Raw genomic sequence first — 19,813 nt, forward strand, 5'->3', positions numbered from 1 at the left:
CCGAAGGGCCGCGAGGCTCAGCCCCGGGTGACCGAAAGGCTCAGACCCGGGTGACCGAGGAGACCGGCATCATGCCGACCGGGTCGTAGCGCACGGGGGCGCCGGGGTAGGGCGCGTGGATCACCTGGCCGTTGCCGACGTACATGCCGATGTGGCTGGCGTCGTCCCGGTAGGCGACCAGGTCGCCGGGCCGGGCCTGGGCCAGGGACACCCGCTGCCCGGCGCCGGACTGCGCCTGCGAGGTGCGCGGCAGGCCGACCCCGGCCTGCGCGTACGACCACTGGGTCAGGCCCGAGCAGTCGAAGCCGGTGGGCCCGTTGGCGCCCCAGACGTAGGGCTTGCCGAGGGCGGAGCGGGCGGCGGCGACGGCGGCCGCCGCGCGGCCGGAGACGGGGCCGGCGTCGCCGGGGGCGGGCAGGTCGGCACGGCCGGAGCGGGAGCCGCGGTCGTAGGCGGCGCGTTCGTCGTCCGGGAGGGAGTTGAGCAGCTCGCGGGCCTTGGCGAGCTTTCGCTCCACGGTCTTCTTGTGGGCGGCGACGGCCTTGCGGCCCTTCTCCAGCTCGGTGAGTTTCCGGCCGGCCTCGGCGCGGTCCTGGGCGAGGTCGCGCATGGCGCCCTGGAGTTCCCTCAGTTCACCGGCCTGGTGGGTGGTGATCCGGTCGAGCACGGAGGCCTTGTCCAGGTAGTCGTCCGGGTCGGTCGCGAGCAGCAGCTCCAGCGACGGGTCGATGCCGCCGGAGCGGTACTGGGCGCCGGCCAGCGAACCGAGCGCGTCCCGCATGGTGTTGATCCGCTCCTGCTGCCGGGCGATCGAGTCCTGCGCGGTGCTGACCTCCTCGCGCAGGGCGTCGGTGCGCGCGTCGGCCTTGTTGTAGGCCTCGGTCGCCTGCTCCGCCTCCGTGTGGAGCCGGTCCACCTCCGCCCGCCGGTCCTCGTGCGGGGTGGCCGTGGCCGGTACGGCGCCCAGGACCGCGGCGGCGACGGACAGCAGGCCGACGGCGGCGGTGGCGCCGCGGTCGAGCCCGGTTGGTGCAAGGCGGCGATGGAACCCCACGGGAAGCCGCACTCCTTCCGCTGGCGGACAGGGAAACGCGGCAGACAGTAACCCCGTGGCGGGGCACCGGCCAACGACCTCGGGGGCGCGCGCAGCACGACGCCCCGCCGCTGACGCAGGTCACCGGCGGGGCGGGGGTCCAAAGGCCGTACCGTGATTCGCCCGAACGGGCGGCATGGCGAGGGCGACTGAAGGGTTCGGGAGGGGCGTCGGGTCAGACGCGCACGCCGAACATGAACGGACCGCCGATGGTGTTCATCGACTCGTAGCGGACGACCGTGCCGCTGCGCGGCGCGTGCAGGACCTGGCCGTTGCCGGCGTAGAGGCCGACGTGGTGCAGGTCGTTGAAGAAGAAGACCAGGTCGCCGACCTGGAGGTCGCTCATCGAGGAGATGCGCGTACCCGCGCCGGTCTGTGCCTCGGAGGTGCGCGGGATGCCGACGCCGGCCTGCGCGTAGGCCCAGGAGGTCAGGCCCGAGCAGTCGAAGGAGGAGGGGCCGGTGGCGCCGTAGACGTACGGCGTTCCTATCTTGCTCTGGGCGGCGGCGAAGGCGGCGGCGGCCCGGCCGGAGGCGGGCTTGCCGGTGCCGCCGGAGAGGACCTCGCGCTCGCTGCTGCGGGTGGCGCGCTGTTCCTCGGCGGCGAGGGCGGCCTTCTCCTTGGCGGTGAGCGTGTTGAGCAGCTTCTGCGCGGAGGAGAGCTTGCCCTGGACTTCCTTCTTCTTCTTGCCCAGTTCGGTGCGGGTGGAGGCGAGGTCCTTGAGCTTCTCGGTGGCCTCGGAGCGCTGCTGGGCGAGGTCGCGCTGCTTGTCCTGGATCTTCTTCAGCGCCTCGACCTGCTGACCGCTCAGCTGGTCGAGCGTGGAGGCCTTGTCCAGGTAGTCGTCCGGGTCGGCCGAGAGGAAGAGCTGGAGGGAGGGGTCGATGCCGCCGGAGCGGTACTGGGCGCTGGCCATCGAACCGAGGCCGTCGCGCAGGTCGTTGAGCTCCTCCTGGCCGCGGGCGACGTTGTCCTGGATCGTGGAGATCTCCTTCTGGAGCTTCTCCTGCTTCTCCTTGGCGCCGTTGTACTTCTCGGTGGCCTGCTCCGCCTCTTCGTAGAGCTTGTCGACCTTGGCCTTGACCTCGTCCTTGCTCGGCTTCTCGCTCGGGGCGGCGTTGGCGGCCTGTGAGCTGAGAGCGACAGCGGCGGCGGCAGCGGTGGTCAGCACGGTCACGCGCGTGCGGCTCGGCTGCTTGGGACGACGGTGGGACGCCACGGAGACGAGCTCCTTCTTGAGAGGGATCACCCGTGCGAGGGTTCGAGGGCTGACCCTAGTGACCCACTCGTGATCAGTTCAAATCCTCCGCCGAAAAATCCCGGTTACGCACCGCATTCTTTGCCACAACTCACGTGCGGTAATCCCTACTTGACACTACGTTGCGTGACGGTTCCGTCAATTCAGGCATAGAGCGCCTACGTTGCGGTTGCCACGAAAGTGAAGCAAGGGGTCGGCGAGGGGCTAGGAAAGCCGCTTGAGCAGCACCGCGGACGCCACCGGGCGTGCGCCGGCGCGCGCCACGCCGTCGGCGACCTCGCGGTCGGTGGAGACGACGATGACCGGCCGTCCCGGCGGCTCGGCCCGCACCAGCTGGCGGATCAGCTCGTCGGCGGTGACGCCGGGCTTGGAGAACAGCACCCGCACTCCGCGCGGCGGCGCGAGCAGCACCGGCGCCACCAGTTCGGCGCCGTCGAAGACGCAGGTCATCTCGGCGCCGGTCTGTGCGGCGAGCTGGGAGAGCTGGCCGAGCAGCCGGAGCCGCTGCTTCTCCAGCGGCATCTGCGGATAGCCGGTCTTGGTGACGTTGTAGCCGTCGACGACCAGGTGCGCCTGGGGCAGCGCGAGCAACTGGTCGAGGATGGCGGGGTCGTTCTCGGACAGGGCGCGGGCGGCGATGTCCTTGGGCGTCATCCGGCCGGGCTCGACCGCGTCCACCGTCTCGGCGGGCCGCACCGACACCGGGGGCAGCGCGAGCTCCCGGCGCAACCCCTGCGTCGCGTCCAGCAGGGTGTCCAGCAGCAGCCGCACCCGCATGTCCTCGACGCTGCGCCCCTCACGGGCCGCCTTGCGGGTGGCCTCCAGGGCGGCCTCCGCCTCCCCGAGCCGGGTCTTGAGCCGCCGGGTCTCGCTCTCGGCGGCGGAGACCTGGGCGTGCCCCTCGGCGCGGACGGCGTCGATCTCGGCCCGGATCTTGCGCAGCGCCGCCTCGCCGCGCTTGACGTCGCTGAGGGCCGAGCGCAGCTTGCGGTGCAGCGACTCGCCCTCCTTCTTCGCCGCGTCCAGCTCGGCGCGCAGCCGCTCGGTCTCGGTCCTGGTGTGCTCCCGGGCCCGGGCCAGCTCCTCGTGCAGCCGCTCCAGCTCCGCGCGGCTCTCCTCGTCGGCGCGCTCGGCGTCCGCGCGCTGCGCCTCCTCGCCGGCGGCGGTCACCAGTTTCACCCAGCCGTGCGGTCGCAGCACGTAGGCCGCGGCCGCCACGTCGAGCGGGTCCGCGGCCGGCGGCGGGGAGGCGGCGTCCAGGGCCCCGGCCAGTTCCGGCTGGGCCTCCCTGAGCTTCTCGCCGATGCGCTGGCGGAACAGGGGATCGGTCTCCACGGCGGCGGCCATGGCGTTGCCGGCGAACTTGGCCCTGCGGTTCGGGGCGAACCGGGCGTACTGTCTCAGCTGCGCCGGCAGCTCGCCGACCGTGAGTCCGCCGAAGCCGTCGGACACGATCTGCACGACCTTGCGGCGCACGCCGTCGGGCAGCGGCCGGTCGAGCACCTCGGCGGCGCCGTCGCCCGGCTCCCCGCCTTGTGTCTCCACCATCCGTCACCCCATATGTCTCAGGGCGGCCCCACTGCGGGATCGCCTTGTGCGGGGCCGCTCCGCTCAGGAGGCGGCACCCGGCCTGTCCACGAGTTCCACCTGGTCCACGGCGTTGCACCAGCGGCACCGCACCGACTCGATGGTCTCACTGAGCACCTCGCGCTCCTCGACGTTCGGCTCACCGGCCAGATCGAGGTGCACGTACTCGACGACCTTCGAGGCCCGGGTCACGTCGAAGCGGGTGAGGTTGCCGCAGAGGGTGCAGCGCCACCGCGTCGTGTCGGTCGGCAGGGGAACCGTCATCGTGGCTGTTCGCTCTCTTCCGGTGTCGGTGCCGCGCCGGGCTCCCCCGGTGCGTGTGGCTCGTAACCCTACGGCCTGGCGGGTACCCGACGCCCGCGTGTCCACGGCGGCGAGGCGGCCCGGTCGGTTGCGTCCCGTTACGTCATGCTCTGTGTCCATGATCCGCAACTGGAGCACGGCGGCCCTCAGGACGGTGAGGACGGTCCGGACACCCGGCAGGACCCGCACGACCCGGGGCCGGTCGGCACCGGTGACGTACGGGCTGATCACCCTGTGTTGTCTGCTGTTCCTGGTCAGCCCGGCGGCGGGCCTGAATCCGGTGTACGGCACCGGCGACGAACTGCTCGCCGCACAGCGCGCCTACTTCCGGCGCTGGGGCGTGATCCCCGCAGAACTGTTCGAGGACTCCCCCGGATCGGCCCTCACCCCCGCCACGGCGCTGTTCGTCCACGGCAGCTGGGTGCACCTGCTGGGCAACATGCTCTTCCTCTACGTCTTCGGCGCGATGACCGAGGAACGGATGGGCAGGCTCCAGTTTGCCCTGTTCTACCTCGGCTGCGGCTACCTGGCCCTGCTCGGTTACGCGGGGGCCAACGCCCACTCCCAGCAGTCCCTGGTCGGCGCCTCGGGGGCCATCTCGGCGATCCTCGGCGCGTTCCTCTTCCTCTTCCCGCGCGCCCGGGTGACCAGCCTCCTGCCCTTCCTCTTCTTCCTGCCGCTGCGCTTCCCGGCCTGGGTCGTGCTGCCCTTCTGGGCCGGCCTCCAGTGGATGGCGGCGGGACGGGCCGGCGACGGGCCGGGGGTGGCGTACCTCGCGCACCTGGTCGGCTTCGGGCTGGGCTTCGTCTTCGCCTGGGTGCGGTTCGGGCGTACGACTAGAGTGCAGAGTGTTCCAGTGACGGCCCCCGAGGGAGAGAAACAGCCGTGATCAGCGCGATCGTCCTCATCAAGACCAGCGTGGACCGGATCCCCGAGATCGCGGAGCAGATCGCCGCGCTGGAGAACGTCAGCGAGGTCTTCTCCGTCACCGGCACCTACGACCTGATCGCCATGGTGCGGGTGAACGAGCACGAGGACCTGGCGGAGGTCATCCCCGGCCGGATCAGCAAGATCCCGGGCGTGGAGGGCACGGACACGCACGTGGCGTTCCGGACGTACTCGCAGCACGACCTGGAGGCGGCGTTCGCCATCGGGCTCGACAACTAGCGTCCGGCGAGGACGCGGATGAAGAGTTCTTCATCCCGGACTCATCCGGGACGCGGGGTGTCGGGCGCAGGATCAGGGACATGGTCTTCTCACGCCGGATGGCGGCCCTGGCGGCCGTCGTCCTGATCCCGCTCGGCATCGCGGCGACCAGTTTCGCCCTCACCGACAGTCCGCAGGAACCCAAGGTCCCGGCCAAGGTGGAGCTGGAGAGCGGCTCCCCCACCCCGACCCCCACCTCCTCCTCACCCACTTCCTCCTCGCCCGAGCCGACGCCCAGCGACCAGGTGGTGACCCGGCCACCGGTGACCGACAGCGCTCCGGATGACGACGATGACGACGACCGAGGCAACGACGCCGGAGACGACCGGGGCGCCGACGACGGAGCCGGCGACGACGGCTGACCGCGAGCGCCGCCGGATCTCGGCCCGGGTCCGCATCCTGCTCTGGCTGCTGCTCGTGATGGCGGTCGCCCTCGCCTCGGTGGCCGCGACCACCCGCTCGATCCTGCTGCGCGACACCGACCAGCGGATCAACGGCCTGCTCGCCCAGGAGGCCGGCGAGTTCGCCAACTTCGAGGAGCAGGGCTTCGACCCGGAGACCGGCCTCCCGTTCACCGAACCGGAGCGGCTGCTCAAGGTCTTCCTGGAGAGGCAGTACGCCGACCTGGACGAGGAGCTGATCGGCCTGGTGGGCGAGGTGGGCAGCAGGCCCACGCAGATCATCCAGCAGCGCGAGATCCCGGTCGGCCTGCCCCTGCACAAGGACGCCGACGCCAGGCGCCGCATCTACGCCTCGCCCGACTCCACCGGCACTCTGGAGCGGCCGGAGGGGGACATCCGCTGGGCCAAGGTCACCGTGGCCCGCTACGGCGGCGAACCGGCGGCCGCCTTCGTGGTCGCCTTCCATCCCGGGCGGGAACAGGCGCGCGCGGACGAGGTTTTCCGCGTCCTGCTCGCCATCTCCGGCGTCGCCCTGCTGATGACGACCGGCATCGCCTGGGTGGTCGCGGGCCGGATCCTGAAACCGGTCCGGCTGGTGCGCACCACGGCCGCACAGCTCACCGAGCAGGACCTGACCCGGCGCATCCCGGTGCACGGCCACGACGACGTGGCCGCGCTCGCCGAGACCTTCAACGCCATGCTCGACCGGCTGGAACGCGCCTTCGGCACCCAGCGCCGGTTCGTCGACGACGCGAGCCACGAGCTGCGCACCCCGATCACCATCGTGCGCGGCCACCTGGAACTGATGGGCGACGACCCGGCCGAACGCGAGGAGACCGTCCGCCTCGTCACCGACGAACTGGACCGGATGAGCCGCATCGTCGAGGACCTGCTGCTCCTCGCCAAGGCCGAACGCCCCGACTTCGTCACCCCCGAGCCGGTCCAGCTCGCCGAACTCACCGCCGACGTCTACGTCAAGGCCCGCACCCTCGGCGACCGGGACTGGGTGCTGGACGGGGTCGCCGACCGCGAGGCCCAGCTGGACCCCCAGCGCATCACCCAGGCCATGGTGCAGCTCGCGCAGAACGCCGTGCAGCACACCACCACCGGCCAGACCATCCGCATCGGCTCCCGCGCCGACGGCGCCCGGATCGAGCTGTACGTCGCCGACTCCGGACCGGGGGTCCAGCCGCAGGACGCCGAGGTCGTCTTCGAGCGCTTCCGGCGCGGCACGACCCGGCGCGGGGTGCGCGGCACGGGCGCCGGGCTCGGACTGTCGATCGTCAAGGCGATCGCCGAGGGCCACGGCGGCCGGGTCGGCCTGCGCGCCACCGAGGGCGGCGGCGCCACCTTCGTACTCACTCTGGAAGAGGCACGCCCATGAACCGCATCCTCATCGTCGAGGACGAGGAGCGCATCGCCTCCTTCGTCGAGAAGGGCCTGCGCGCCAACGGCTTCACCACCACCGCCGTCGCCGACGGCGACGCCGCCTACGAGTACGCCCTCACCGGCGGCTTCGACCTGGTCGTCCTGGACATCGGACTGCCCGGCCGGGACGGTTTCACGGTCCTGCGGGAGCTGCGCGAGTCCCGGGTGACGACCCCGGTGATCGTGCTGACCGCCCGGGACTCCGTACGGGACACGGTGGCCGGCCTGGAGGGCGGCGCCGACGACTGGATGACCAAGCCGTTCCGCTTCGAGGAGCTGCTCGCCCGGGTACGGCTGCGGCTGCGTACGGCGGCCAGGGCACCGGAGGTGACGGTGCTCAGGTCCGGCGACCTCTCCCTGGACCTGCGCACCCGCCGCGCCCGTGCCGCGCAGCGGACCGTGGACCTGACGGCCCGTGAGTTCGTGCTGCTCGAACTGTTCCTGCGCCACCCGGGGCAGGTCCTGTCGCGGGAGCAGATCCTGTCCCACGTGTGGGGCTACGACTTCGACCCCGGCTCCAACATCGTGGACGTGTACGTGCGGGCGCTGCGCAAGAAGCTGGGGGCGCAACGGGTGGAGACGGTACGGGGCATGGGCTACCGGCTGCCGGGCTGACGCACTCGGCGCACTGGCGGGCCGACCGGCTTTTGTGTGAAGTTTCCTTCATGTCGGACTCATTGAGGGCTCACCGCCAAGGAGAACCCTCGATGACGTGACGTTGAACCTCCGCCTAGCGGCGGCCCTCTGCGTGGCGCTGTCCCTGTGCGCGCTGCTGGCGGTACCCGCCAACTTCCCCGCCCTCGGCGGCGACGCGCGCCTCACCCTCGCCGTGTTCGCGCTGGCCACCTGCGCCTGGATCGGTACGCCGATCGACGACACGTACATCGCGCTGGGCGCCGGACTCGCGCTGACCGCGACCGGCGTCATCAGCAGCGACACCCTCTTCGGCACCCTCGGTGACGACACGGTGTGGCTGCTGATCTGCGCCTTCGTGCTGGCGGCGGCGGTGGCCCGGACCGGGCTCGCGGGGCGGGCGGCGGCGTTCCTGGTCGGCGGGGCGCGCAGCGTACGGCAGTTGGTCCATCTGACGACGGCCGCGCTGGTCGTGACGGCGTTCGCGGTGCCGGCCACGTCGGGCCGGGCGGCGCTGGCGCTGCCGGTGTTCCTGGCCCTCGCCAAGGCACTCGCCGACCGGAAGCGACTGGTGGTGATGCTGGCGCTGCTGTTCCCGACCGTGATCCTGCTGTCGGCGGTGGCGACGCTGATCGGCGCGGGCGCGCATCTGATCACGGTGTCGGTGCTGTGGGAGGCGACCGGGGACCGGATCGGCTTCACCCAGTGGCTGCTGCTCGGCCTGCCGCTGGCGGTGACCTCCTCCCATCTGGCCGCCGAGACGGTCCTGCTGACGACGACTCGGCGCGCGGACCGCAAGGGCCCGGTCCGTATCACCGCCGAGGAGATACAGCGGCACACCGAGAGCCCGGTCACCGGGCCCTGGACGCAGGCGGAGAAGCGCTGCGCCGCGCTGCTGGCCACGGTGGTGACCCTGTGGTGCAGCGAGCCCCTGCACCATGTGTCGCCCGCGGTGGTGGCGCTGATCGGCGCGGTCGTCGCCTCCTCCCCCGCGCTCGGCACCGTACGGCTCAAGGACGCGCTGAAGACCGTGCCCTGGTCGCTGCTGCTGTTCATGGCGGCGACCATGGCGATGGGCGTCGCGCTCGCCGACTCCGGTGCCGCGAAGTGGCTGGTGTCGGGGCTGCCCGCGCACGTCGCACCGGCCGTCTTCCTCGGGGTCGTGGTGGCGGTGAGCACGGCGGCCCACCTGGTCCTCCAGTCCCGCTCGGCCCGCTCCTCCGTCCTGGTCCCGCTGGTGATCGCCGCGGCCGTGGGCGCCGGGGTCAACCCGGTCGCCGCCGCGCTCGCGTCCACCGCCGCCGCCGGTTTCTGCCACACGCTCCCGGCCTCCGCCAAGCCGGTCACGCTCTTCTCCGACATCCCCGGCACCCCCACCTACACCCCGCGCGACCTGCTGCGGCTGTCCGCCGTCCTGGCACCGCTGACCGCCGCCCTCGTGCTGTTCTTCGCCGCCGCCGTCTGGCCGCTGCTCGGCGTACCCGTGACCCGTTGAAGGAGCCCTCCATGTCCGCCATGCCCTCCGTGCCCGCCGTGCCCTCGCTGCTGAACCGTGTCGTCGTGGCCCCCAGCGGCTTCAAGGAGTCCCTGTCCGCGCAGGCCGCCGCCGACGCCATCGCGGAGGGTGTCCGCCGGGTCCTGCCGGACGCCGAGATCGACCGCATCCCGCTGGTGGACGGCGGCGAGGGCACGGCCGTCGCGCTGGCCGCCGCGACCGGCGGGCGGCTGGTCGCGCTGGCCGCCACCGGCCCGGTCGGCGAACCCGTCGGCACCCACTTCGCGCTGCTCGGCGCCCGGGACACGGCGGTGGTGGAGATGGCGGCCGTAGCGGGCCTCTCCCTTGTCCCCCGCGCTCTGCGCGACCCGGGCGCCACGACGACGTACGGCGTCGGCGAGCTGATCCGCGCCGCGCTGGACACCGGGGTGCGGCGCGTCCTGGTCGGCTGCGGCGACTCGGGCACGTCGGACGGGGGCGCGGGCGCGCTCCAGGCGCTCGGGGCCCGGCTGCTGGACGCGGACGGCTTCGAACTCCCGCACGGTGGACGGGAGCTGAGCCGCCTCGCCCGCATCGACCCGTCCGGTCTGGACGCCCGGTTGAAGGACACCGAGCTGCTCGTCGCCTGCAACCCGTTCAACGTGCTGTGCGGCGAGCGAGGCGTGGCCCGGGTGTTCGGCCCGCAGAAGGGGGCGACGCCCGCGCAGGTCGAGGAGTTGTCGGCCGGCCTGGAGAACTGGGCACGCGTCCTCACCCGGGACCTCGGTGTCATCGGCACGGACCTGCGGGGCGGCCCCGGCACCGGCGCCTCCGGCGGGCTGGGCGCCGGGCTGGCCGCGGTCGGCGGACGGCTGCTCCCCCGCTTCGACGTGCTGCTCGACCACCTCGACCTGGACGCCCGTCTCGCCCGCGCCGACCTGGTGCTCACCGCCGAGGGCGCCCTGGACCACCAGACGCCGCGCGGCAAGGTCCCGGCCGAAGTGGCCCGCCGCGCCAAGCTCTACGGCCGTCCCGTCCTCGCCCTGGCCGGCACGCTCGGCGAGGGCGCGCACGAGGTGCCGGGGGTGGACGCCTTCCACGGCATCATGCCGGCGCCGATGGCCCTGGCGGACGCGCTGCTGCGCGCCGCCGAACTCCTCACGGACGCCACGGAGCGGGCGCTGCGGATGATCCTGCTGGGGTCGCGGCTGCCGGGTCAGGCGGCGGTGTCGGCGGGGGCAGTGCCGGCGGCGGTGTCGGCGGCGGACGTGTCGGGGACGCAACGCCCGTCCTCGGTCCGGTAGTTCCACCGCGCGCCGTCGTTCACCAGCTCCTTGACGGCGTTCACGAACCGCTCGACGTGCTCCTCCGGGGTGCCCGCGCCGAAGCTCACGCGGATGGCGTTGAGGGACTTCTCGCCGGGCGCCGCCTCGGGGGCGCCGCACTCGCCCTGCGCCTGCGGGTCGCTGCCGAGCAGGGTGCGCACCAGCGGGTGGGCGCAGAACAGGCCGTCGCGCACCCCGATGCCGTACTCGGCGGAGAGGGCGGCGGCGAAGTGGGAGCTGTTCCAGCCCTCGACGACGAAGGAGAGCACGCCGACGCGCGGGGCGTCGTCGCCGAAGAGGGAGAGGATCCGCACCTGGGGCACCTCGGCGAGCCCGTCCCGCACCTTGCCGATCAGGTGCTCCTCGCGCGCGACCAGCGTGTCGAACCCGGCCTCGGTGAGGGCCTTGCAGGCGGAGGCGATCGAGTAGGCGCCGATGACGTTGGGCGACCCGGCCTCGTGCCGCGCGGCGCTGTCGTGCCACTCCACGTCCACGCCGCCGTCGGCGCGCCGGGTGACCCTGCGGCTGGCGCCGCCGCCCGCGAGGTACGGCTCGGCCTCGCGCAGCCAGTCGGCCCGGCCGGCCAGCACGCCGGCGCCGAAGGGGGCGTACAGCTTGTGCCCGGAGAAGGCGACCCAGTCGACGTCCAGGTCGGCCACGGAGACGGGGTGGTGCGGGGCGAGCTGGGCGGCGTCGAGCACGATCCGGGCGCCGTGGGCGTGCGCGGCGGCGGCCAGTTCCCGCACCGGCCACAGCTCGCCGGTGACGTTGGAGGCGCCGGTGACGCAGACCAGGGCGGGCCCGTACGGCTCGCGGGCGGCGAGGGCGCGCTCCAGGGTCTCGACGGCCTGTGCGGGGGTGCGCGGGGCGTCGAGGTAGGTCACGTCCGCGTCGCGCCAGGGCAGCAGCGAGGCGTGGTGCTCGGTCTCGAAGACGAAGACCCGACAGCCGGCGGGCAGCGCGGCGGCGAGCAGGTTGAGGGAGTCGGTGGTGGACCGGGTGAAGACCACCTGGTCCCCTTCCCGGCATCCGAGGAACCCGGCGACGGTCTCCCGGGCGTTCTCGAACAGGTCGGTCGACAGCTGCGACAGGTACCCGGCCCCGCGGTGCACGCTGCCGTAGTACGGGGCGTAGGCCGCCACGTCGTCCCAGACCCGCTGGAGCGCGGGCGCGCTGGCGGCGTAGTCGAGCGCGGCGTAGGTGACCTCTCCGCCGGTGACGAGCGGGACGGTGACGTCCCGGCCGAGAACGGGCAGCGGGATGGCGACAGCGGTGGGTACGGACATGGCGGACTCCCGTGAGGACCAGCGCGAGGAAACGCGCTGTTAAAGAGAAGAAAAGAGGTGTGCGGAGGCGGGGCTCTGCGGCCCTATCGCATTCGCTGGTTCACAGGAGACTCCCTCGGACGACCCAGGACCCCTGGTTCCGCGAGGGGTCCGCGCTTGCCGTGAACCTTGCTGTCCACGACCTGGTCTTCACCCGGGGCACCCCGCCACGGACGGAGGGTTGCCGGACAGTCGGCCGGGGCCTCATGACTGTCACTCATGACCTGCTGAAAAACTTATGGGAAGTGATCGGCGTCCCGCAACCCGAGTCCGGATCGCGGGACGCACGTCACACCACGGGACCGGAGCGCTACGCGTGGCTCGCGGCCACCCAGCGCTCCAGGACGCGCTTGGCGGCGCCCGAGTCGATCGCCTCGGCCGCCCGGTCCATCCCGGCCCGGATCTGCTCGGTCAACGGCCCGTCGCCGGGCTCCAGGGCGACCAGCGCCGCCGCCGAGTTCAGCAGCACCGCGTCCCGCACGGGGCCCGTCTCGCCGGCCAGCAGGCGGCGGGCGACGTCGGCGTTGTAGGAGGCGTCGGCGCCGCGCAGCGCCTCGACCGGCACGAGTTCGAGGCCGACGTCCCGCGGGTCGAAGGTCTCCTCGGTCACCCGGCCGTCCCGCACGACCCACACCCGGGAGGTGGCCGTCGTGGTCAGCTCGTCGAGGCCGTCGTCGCCCCGGAAGACCAGGGACGAGTGGCCGCGCTCGGCGAAGACTCCGGCGATGATCGGCGCCATCCGGGCGTGGGCGACCCCGATCGCCTGGGACTTCACCTTGGCGGGGTTGGTCAGCGGGCCCAGGAAGTTGAACACCGTGCGGATACCCAGCTGACCGCGCGCCGCCGCCACATGGCGCAGCGACGGGTGGAACTTCACGGCGAAGCAGAAGGTGATGCCGGCCTCCTCGGCGACCTCCGCCACCCGCTTCGGCGTCAGCTCCAGATTGACCCCGAGCTTCTCCAGGACGTCGGAGGCCCCGGACGCCGAGGAGGCGGCCCGGTTGCCGTGCTTGACGACCTTCGCGCCCGTGCCGGCCACGACGATCGCCGACATGGTGGAGATGTTGACCGTCTTGGCGCCGTCGCCGCCGGTACCGACGATGTCGACCGTCTCCCCCGGCACCTCGATCACGTTGGCGTGGGCGTACATGGTGCGGACGAGACCGGAGATCTCCTCGACCGTCTCCCCCTTGAACCTGAGGCCCACCGCGAAGCCGGCGATCTGCGCGTCGGTCGCCTCGCCGCGCATGATCACGTCCAGCGCCCAGGCGGTCTCGTCGGCGGTCAGGTCCCGGCCGTCCGCCAGTCCGTTCAGCAGGGCGGGCCAGGAGCGGCCCGCCGCGGTGTCGCCTCCAGCGGGGGTCAAAGCGCTCATGAGCCGCTCCTGAATCGTGTGTATGGCGGAAAGAAGGTGTGCTCCCACCCTATCCAGCCCCGGGCACGGCGAAGGGCCCCGTCCGCGGAACGGACGGGGCCCTTCGACCGTGGTGTGGCGACGCTGGAGGGTCAGTGGTGGCCGTGGCCGCTCGTGATCTCCTTGTACTCCTCGACGGTCGGCTTCGGAATCTGCGCTTCCTCGCCGTAGTACCCCTTGCTGAGCTTGGCGCGGAGCTTCTCCGTGCGCTTCACCTTGCGCCGGACGCCGTTCTCGTCGACCTCCGGGCCGATCTCGGCCGGCTTGTACTGCTCGTGCGCCGTGAGCGTGTGCAGCTGCTCCTGGCTGAGCGGCTCGTGCACCTCGATGAACTCACCGTGCGGCAGGCGCTTGATGATGCCCGACTCGCGGCCGTGCAGCACCTTGTCCTTGTCCCGGCGCTGGAGGCCGAGGCAGATCCGCTTGGTGACGATGAACGCGACGACCGGGCCGACGAAGAACGCGATGCGGACGAACCAGGTGATCGCGTTGATCGACAGATGGAAGTGCGTGGCCCAGATGTCGTTGCCGCCACCGACCAGCAGCACCATGTACCAGGTGATCCAGGCGACACCGAAGGCCGTACGGGTCGGGGCGTTGCGCGGGCGGTCCAGGATGTGGTGCTCGCGCTTGTCGCCGGTGACCCAGGACTCGATGAACGGGTACACCGCGATCGCCGCCAGGACCAGCGGGAAGATGACCAGCGGAACGAACACGCCCAGGACGAGCGTGTGGCCCCAGAAGTTGATCTCCCAGCCGGGCATCACACGGATCAGGCCCTCGGAGAAGCCCATGTACCAGTCGGGCTGGGCGCCCGTGCCCACCATGTCCGGCCGATAGGGGCCGATGGCCCAGATCGGGTTGATCGTGGCGATGGCCGAGACGGCGGCGATCACACCGAAGACCAGGAAGAAGAAGCCTCCGGCCTTGGCCATGTACACCGGCAGCAGCGGCATGCCGACGACGTTCTTGTTGGTCTTGCCGGGACCCGCGAACTGCGTGTGCTTGTGGTAGAAGACCAGGATCAGGTGGGCGACCACCAGGCCGAGCATGATGCCCGGCAGCAGCAGGATGTGGATCGAGTAGAACCGGGCCACGAAGTCGTGGCCGGGGAACTCCCCGCCGAAGAGGAAGAACGAGATGTACGTGCCGACGATCGGCACGGACAGGATCGCGCCCTCCATGAAGCGGATACCGGTGCCCGAGAGCAGGTCGTCCGGGAGCGAGTAACCGGTGAAGCCGGTGAACATGCCGAGGACGAACAGCAGGAAACCGAACAGCCAGTTGACCTCACGCGGCTTGCGGAACGCGCCGGTGAAGAAGACGCGCATCATGTGCACGAACATGCCGGCGAGGAAGATCAGCGCCGCCCAGTGGTGGATCTGCCGGATGAGCAGACCACCGCGGACGTCGAAGCTGATCTCCAGCGTGGAGGCGTACGCCTCACTCATCAGCTGGCCCTGCAGCGGCACGTACGAGCCGTGGTACGCGACCTCGTTCATCGAGGGGTGGAAGAACAGCGTCAGGTACACACCCGTGAGGATGATGATGATGAAGCTGTAGAGGCAGATCTCACCCAGCATGAACGACCAGTGGTCGGGGAAGATCTTGCGCATGTTGGCCTTGGCCAGGGAGTAGATCCCCAGCCGGCCGTCGGCCCAGTCGGCGACGCGCTCGCCGGCCGGTGCCTTCCCGCGAGAGCGGGGGGCTTCGTTCGCTGTAGTGCTCATCCGCGCTCCCAGAAGGCAGGACCGACGGGCTCTTCGAAGTCGCCGAGCGCTTCGAGGTAACCCTCGTCGTTCACGCCGATGCGCAGCTGCGGCAGGGCGTGACCGGCGGGACCGAAGATCACCCGGGCACCGTCGGCAAGGTCGAAGGTGGACTGGTGGCAGGGGCAGAGCGCGTGGTGCGTCTGCTGCTCGTACAGGGAGATCGGGCAACCGACGTGGGTGCAGATCTTCGAGTACGCCACGATGCCCTCGTGCGACCACTCGAGCTCGCGCTTGTCCTTGATGGCCTCCGGCTCCAGCCGGATGATCATCAGGGCCGCCTTGGCGATCTCGGTCATGAACTCCTCGTCGTGCTCCTCCAGGCCCTCGGGCATGGCGAAGGTGAGCGAGCCCACGGCGACGTCGGAGGGGCGCAGCGGCTCGTGGGTGTTCTGGTTGACGAGCAGCTTGCCCTTGGACCACAGGGTGTGGCGGAGCTTGGTGCCGGGCAGCGGGCCGAGGTCGCGCAGCAGGACGACACCGGAGAGCGGCACCAGCGTGAGCGCGCCCAGCATCGTGTTGCGGATCAGCTTGCGGCGCCCGATCACGGACTCCTTGGCACCCTGCTTGAAGTCCGCGTGGACCTTGGCACGGGTCTCCGGGTCGGCCTCGATCGGGTGACGCTCGTCGGCGACCTCCTCGTCGGACATCAGCGTGCGGGCCCAGTGGACCGCGCCGGCGCCGATCGCGAACAGCGCGACGCCGAGCGTCATGCCGAGCGCGAAGTTCAGCGCACTGATGTGACCGAGCGGGAAGATGTAGACCGACTTGTCGACCGGGATCGTCACGAACGAGGCGATGAAGCCGACGGTGGCCAGCATCGACAGCGTGAACAGCAGGGCGACCGTGCGCTCGGACCGCTTGGCGGCCCGCTCGTCGGTGTCCTGGATCCGGTGCTCGTGGGGCGGCAGTCCCGGGTCGGCGAACGGGTTCTGCTCGTCCGCGGGGCGCAGCGAGCCGTGCCCGTGCGGGGCGTCCTGCGCAGCGGGCAGGTTCTCTTCTGGAATGTCTTGGCTACTCATGACTTCTTGGCCTTTGCGGTCCGAGCGGCGACCCAGACGGCGACGGCGATCAGGGCGCCCAGTCCGAACACCCAAGCGAACAGACCTTCACTCACCGGACCCAGTCCGCCGAGGTTGAGGCCACCGGGCTCCACGGTGTCGTCGCTGTTGACCGCGTCCAGGTAGGCGATGATGTCCTTCTTGTTCTGCTCGGACATCGTGCTGTCGGGGAAGGAGGGCATGTTCTGCGGGCCGGTCAGCATGGCCTCGTAGATGTGCTTGGGATCGACGTCCTCGAGGCTCGGCGCGTACTTGCCGTGCGTCAGGGCGCCGCCCTTGCCGGTGAAGTTGTGGCACTGCGCGCAGTTGTTGCGGAACAGCTCACCGCCCTTGGCGATGTCCGCGCCCTGGGGGCCGTACTTCTCCTCCGACGGGATGGCCGGACCGGCACCCAGCGAGGCGATGTAGGCGGCCAGCTGGTCGATCTCGGCCTGCGAGTAGACGACCGGCTTTTCCGGGACCTGCGCGCCCGGCTGCTGGGCCGGCATACGGCCGGTGCCCACCTGGAAGTCGACGGCCGCGGCGCCCACGCCGACCAGGCTCGGACCGTCGGTGGTGCCCTGACCCCCGGTGCCGTGGCAGCTGGCACAGCCGACGGCGTAGAGCTTCTTGCCCTCGTCGATGGCGAGGGACTGGGCGGTTTCATCGGCCTGCGCCTTGTCCGCGGGTGCGAACGCGGCGTACAGCCCCCCTGTGCATGCCAGCGCGAGGAGTAGGACGACGAGCGCCGCCAGCGGGTGGCGTCGTCGTGCGGAGAGCTTTTTCACGGATTACCCCGGTGTCAGGATCTTCTGCGTCGATGCTTCTGGAATTGGGCGGGTGCGCGCCGCGACTACTTGATCATGTAGATCGTGGCGAAGAGGCCGATCCAGACGACGTCGACGAAGTGCCAGTAGTAGGACACGACGATGGCGGCGGTCGCCTGCTCGTGGGTGAACCTCCGGGCCGCGTAGGTGCGGCCGAGGACCAGCAGGAAGGCGATGAGGCCGCCCGTCACGTGCAGTCCGTGGAAGCCGGTGGTCAGGTAGAACACCGAGCCGTACGGGTCCGACGAGAGCGAGAGGCCCTCGTGCTTGACCAGCTCGGTGTACTCGAACACCTGACCGCCGATGAAGATCGCACCCATCACGAACGTGACGATGAACCACATCCGGAGCTTCTTCACGTCACCGCGCTCGGCGGCGAACACGCCGAGCTGGCAGGTGAGGGAGGAGAGCACCAGGATCGTGGTGTTCGTCGCGGAGAACGGGAAGTTCAGCGCGTCGGCCTTCTCGGACCAGAAGTCCGGGCCGGTCACCGATCGCAGGGTGAAGTACATCGCGAAGAGGGCCGCGAAGAACATCAGCTCGGAACTCAACCAGATGATGGTTCCGACGCTGGTGAGGTTCGGTCGGTTGACCGACGGGTGCGCGTGCCCGGTTTCTACTGTCGTTGCTGTCGCCACGACCGACATTATGTCGGTCGCTTATCCCGCCCTCACCCCGGGGGGTGCCGTTCGGAGTGTCCGCACCGTCTGTACTGCCCGTATGGCCCATCGAACGGCCCGTCGAAGCCGTGTCCGAACCAGTGTTGACGAGGAGTTCGAAGGAGTAGCATCCGGCGCAACGGGCTACGACTGTTTCACTGCGTATCGGAGGAAGCATGCAGCCGACCGCCACGGTGCTGGTCTACAGCGACGACTCCAACACCCGCGAGCAGGTGCGGTTGGCGACCGGCCGCCGGCCGGCTCCGGACGTGCCCGTGGTCGAGTTCGTGGAGTGCGCCACCCCGGCCGCCGCGATCAAGGAACTGGACAAGGGCGGGATCGACGTCTGCGTCCTGGACGGCGAGGCGGTGCCCATGGGCGGCATGGGGCTGTGCCGGCAGATCAAGGACGAGGTCTTCCAGTGCCCGCCGGTGCTGCTGCTCATCGCCAGGCCGCAGGACGCGTGGCTGGCGACGTGGAGCCGGGCGGAGGCGGCTGTGACGCTGCCGGTGGAGCCGGTGGAGTTCGCGTCCGCGCTGGCCGCGCTGCTGCGGGAGAAGAGGCTCCAGAGCGCCTGAGAGCTCGGTTCTCAGTGACGTCCGGCGGCTGCGGGCCGGTGGGGGCTGATCGCGCCCACGCGGCGGAGCCGCATATCGATACGGCCCCGCGCCCCTGAGTCCGCTGCCCTCGGCGCGCCTCTAGACGCTCTGCGGCCTCAGCCTGGCCTGCTCCCCGGTGCTCTGGCCGTTCGAGGCACCGCCGCTCAGGGCGCTGCCCGTGCGCCACTTGTTCCAGTCCAGGTTCCAGTCGCCGAAGCCGTTGCCGAAGGGTTCCATCGTCTCGCCGCCCGAGTTCACGACCTCCACCAGGTCGCCCTCCTGGACGGCGCCGAAGAACCACTCGGCGTTGGCGGTGCTCATGCCGACGCAGCCGTGGCTGACGTTGGCCATGCCCTGGGATCCGACCGACCAGGGGGCGGCGTGCACGTACTCGCCGCTCCAGGTGACCCGGGTGGCGAAGTACACGGGCAGGTCGTACGACTCCGAGGACCCCTCGGCGATACCGACGGTGCTGCTGCGCATGCGTACGAACGGTTCCTTGCCCAGGACGACCTTGACGCCGTTGCGGGTCTCGAAGCCGGGCTTGCCGGTGGTGACGGGGATCTTCCTGACCTCCCGGCCGTCCTGGAAGACCGTGAGCGTGTGCGCGGCGGCGTCGGTGACGGCCACGACGCGGTCGTCCGTGGTGATCGTCAGGGGCTTGGCGGTGCCGCCCCACATCCGGTCGCCGATCTTGATGCCGTCGAGGGTGCTGCGGACCTGGACGGTGGCGTGGGCGGGCCAGTACTCCTTGGGCCGGTAGTGGAGCTTCTTGTCGTCCACCCAGCGCCAGGCGCCCTCCACGGCCGGCGTGGAGTCCACCTTCAGGGCGCGTTCCACTATGGCCCGCTGGGCCGGGTCCGCGACCGGCTGGCTCAGTTCCGCGGTGATGGGCTGGCCGACGCCGTACGCGCCCGCCTTGGGCCCGAAGGAGACGCCCAGGGTCTTCTTGACGCTGGGCCGGCCGGTCTCGAAGGTGAGGACCTTGCGGCCGGGCGCGCCGTCGCCGTCCTCGGTACTCACCCGGACCGTGTAGCGGGCGCCTGCGGCCAGCGGTGAGGTGCTGTGCCAGCGGGCTCCGTCGGCGGAGAGTTCGCCCGCGACGTAGCGGCCCGCCGCGTCCATGGCCGTGACGTCCGTGATGCGCCCGTCGGCGCCCTCGGCGACGACCTCCAGGGGTTTGTCGGGGTCGGCCTTCTTCCCGGCGTCCGTGGGGCCGTTGAAGGAGATCTGGCCGGCCGCGTCGTAGGGCGAGGCGGACAGCGGGTTGTCGTCGTCGCCGCCGCTGCAGGCGGTGACGCCCGCGCCGAGGGCCATCACCAGCAGGGTGCAGCCGACGACCGTACGCCCCCGCGCCTGGAAGTGAACCGTGTCGCTCATGACCTCACGCTAGGGAGCCACGTCAACGACGGCACGACGGGTAACCCGGACGAGTGAGGCGGGTACTGCGTACGAAGGGGCCCGGACGCTCC

The 19,813-nt window shown here is 71.1% G+C and carries 19 protein-coding genes and 1 riboswitch; of the genes, 8 read left to right on the forward strand and 11 right to left on the reverse strand.

Going from position 1 to position 19,813, the window contains the following annotated elements:
- Window positions 1-40: 40 nt before the first annotated feature.
- The 4 genes from ACFCZF_RS27460 to ACFCZF_RS27475 form a co-directional block, all read right to left on the reverse strand.
- Window positions 41-1,054, reverse strand: a complete 1,014-nt coding sequence (locus ACFCZF_RS27460) for an NlpC/P60 family protein (RefSeq protein ID WP_376673894.1) — start codon at window positions 1,052-1,054, stop codon at window positions 41-43.
- Between the two features lie 214 nt (window positions 1,055-1,268).
- Complete coding sequence (locus tag ACFCZF_RS27465; protein ID WP_375919858.1) at window positions 1,269-2,312, reverse strand: NlpC/P60 family protein; 1,044 nt, start codon at window positions 2,310-2,312, stop codon at window positions 1,269-1,271.
- A 243-nt stretch (window positions 2,313-2,555) separates the two neighbouring features.
- Complete coding sequence (locus ACFCZF_RS27470; RefSeq protein WP_376673895.1) at window positions 2,556-3,899, reverse strand: NYN domain-containing protein; 1,344 nt, start codon at window positions 3,897-3,899, stop codon at window positions 2,556-2,558.
- 63 nt (window positions 3,900-3,962) lie between these two features.
- Window positions 3,963-4,202 carry a hypothetical protein gene (locus ACFCZF_RS27475; protein ID WP_055416529.1) on the reverse strand — a complete coding sequence of 80 codons (240 nt, stop codon included), beginning with the start codon at window positions 4,200-4,202 and terminating at the stop codon, window positions 3,963-3,965.
- Window positions 4,203-4,359: 157 nt separating this feature from the next.
- Here ACFCZF_RS27475 and ACFCZF_RS27480 point away from each other — a divergent pair, with 157 nt between their 5' ends.
- The 7 genes from ACFCZF_RS27480 (at window position 4,360) to ACFCZF_RS27510 (ending at window position 10,687) form a co-directional block, all read left to right on the forward strand.
- Window positions 4,360-5,130 (forward strand): rhomboid family intramembrane serine protease, encoded by a 771-nt coding sequence (locus tag ACFCZF_RS27480; protein ID WP_375919822.1) that lies wholly within the window; start codon window positions 4,360-4,362, stop codon window positions 5,128-5,130.
- Complete coding sequence (locus ACFCZF_RS27485) at window positions 5,127-5,408, forward strand: Lrp/AsnC family transcriptional regulator (protein ID WP_055416531.1); 282 nt, start codon at window positions 5,127-5,129, stop codon at window positions 5,406-5,408. The genes ACFCZF_RS27480 and ACFCZF_RS27485 overlap by 4 nt, the downstream gene beginning before the upstream one ends.
- An 80-nt stretch (window positions 5,409-5,488) precedes the next feature.
- Window positions 5,489-5,809: a small secreted hydrophilic protein gene (locus ACFCZF_RS27490; RefSeq protein ID WP_375919818.1), complete on the forward strand. Its 321-nt coding sequence runs from the start codon at window positions 5,489-5,491 to the stop codon at window positions 5,807-5,809.
- On the forward strand, window positions 5,739-7,232 hold the full coding sequence (locus ACFCZF_RS27495; RefSeq protein WP_376673896.1) for an ATP-binding protein: 1,494 nt from the start codon (window positions 5,739-5,741) through the stop codon (window positions 7,230-7,232). Before ACFCZF_RS27490 ends, ACFCZF_RS27495 begins: the two co-directional genes overlap by 71 nt.
- Window positions 7,229-7,891 carry a response regulator transcription factor gene (locus ACFCZF_RS27500; RefSeq protein ID WP_375919812.1) on the forward strand — a complete coding sequence of 221 codons (663 nt, stop codon included), beginning with the start codon at window positions 7,229-7,231 and terminating at the stop codon, window positions 7,889-7,891. The genes ACFCZF_RS27495 and ACFCZF_RS27500 overlap by 4 nt, the downstream gene beginning before the upstream one ends.
- Before the next feature lie 97 nt (window positions 7,892-7,988).
- Window positions 7,989-9,404, forward strand: a complete 1,416-nt coding sequence (locus tag ACFCZF_RS27505; RefSeq protein WP_376673897.1) for an SLC13 family permease — start codon at window positions 7,989-7,991, stop codon at window positions 9,402-9,404.
- 47 nt (window positions 9,405-9,451) lie between these two features.
- Window positions 9,452-10,687, forward strand: coding sequence for a glycerate kinase (locus ACFCZF_RS27510; protein ID WP_376673915.1), 1,236 nt, complete (start codon window positions 9,452-9,454; stop codon window positions 10,685-10,687).
- Here ACFCZF_RS27510 and ACFCZF_RS27515 read toward each other — a convergent pair.
- The 6 genes from ACFCZF_RS27515 to ACFCZF_RS27540 form a co-directional block, all read right to left on the reverse strand.
- Complete coding sequence (locus tag ACFCZF_RS27515; RefSeq protein ID WP_376673898.1) at window positions 10,600-11,994, reverse strand: aminotransferase class V-fold PLP-dependent enzyme; 1,395 nt, start codon at window positions 11,992-11,994, stop codon at window positions 10,600-10,602. The genes ACFCZF_RS27510 and ACFCZF_RS27515 overlap by 88 nt on opposite strands.
- 147 nt (window positions 11,995-12,141) lie before the next feature.
- A riboswitch (SAM riboswitch) is annotated at window positions 12,142-12,258 on the reverse strand.
- A gap of 85 nt (window positions 12,259-12,343) precedes the next feature.
- Window positions 12,344-13,408, reverse strand: coding sequence for an anthranilate phosphoribosyltransferase (trpD, locus tag ACFCZF_RS27520; protein ID WP_376673899.1), 1,065 nt, complete (start codon window positions 13,406-13,408; stop codon window positions 12,344-12,346).
- 131 nt (window positions 13,409-13,539) lie between these two features.
- A complete protein-coding gene (locus ACFCZF_RS27525) occupies window positions 13,540-15,177 on the reverse strand; it encodes a cytochrome bc complex cytochrome b subunit (RefSeq protein ID WP_375919800.1) in 1,638 nt (545 codons plus the stop codon).
- Window positions 15,174-16,238: a Rieske 2Fe-2S domain-containing protein gene (locus ACFCZF_RS27530; protein WP_375919799.1), complete on the reverse strand. Its 1,065-nt coding sequence runs from the start codon at window positions 16,236-16,238 to the stop codon at window positions 15,174-15,176. Before ACFCZF_RS27530 ends, ACFCZF_RS27525 begins: the two co-directional genes overlap by 4 nt.
- Window positions 16,235-17,044, reverse strand: coding sequence for a c-type cytochrome (locus tag ACFCZF_RS27535; RefSeq protein ID WP_375919796.1), 810 nt, complete (start codon window positions 17,042-17,044; stop codon window positions 16,235-16,237). The genes ACFCZF_RS27530 and ACFCZF_RS27535 overlap by 4 nt, the downstream gene beginning before the upstream one ends.
- A 65-nt stretch (window positions 17,045-17,109) precedes the next feature.
- Complete coding sequence (locus ACFCZF_RS27540; RefSeq protein WP_029393865.1) at window positions 17,110-17,730, reverse strand: heme-copper oxidase subunit III; 621 nt, start codon at window positions 17,728-17,730, stop codon at window positions 17,110-17,112.
- Window positions 17,731-17,918: 188 nt separating this feature from the next.
- On the opposite strand from ACFCZF_RS27540, the gene ACFCZF_RS27545 reads away from it, so the two are divergent.
- Complete coding sequence (locus ACFCZF_RS27545) at window positions 17,919-18,320, forward strand: hypothetical protein (RefSeq protein WP_376673900.1); 402 nt, start codon at window positions 17,919-17,921, stop codon at window positions 18,318-18,320.
- Window positions 18,321-18,440: 120 nt separating this feature from the next.
- Here ACFCZF_RS27545 and ACFCZF_RS27550 read toward each other — a convergent pair whose 3' ends face one another.
- Complete coding sequence (locus ACFCZF_RS27550) at window positions 18,441-19,721, reverse strand: Ig-like domain-containing protein (RefSeq protein WP_376673901.1); 1,281 nt, start codon at window positions 19,719-19,721, stop codon at window positions 18,441-18,443.
- Window positions 19,722-19,813: the final 92 nt, after the last annotated feature.

Origin of the sequence: Streptomyces sp. NPDC056296, from assembly GCF_042268605.1 — a bacterium.
Lineage (GTDB): Bacteria > Actinomycetota > Actinomycetes > Streptomycetales > Streptomycetaceae > Streptomyces.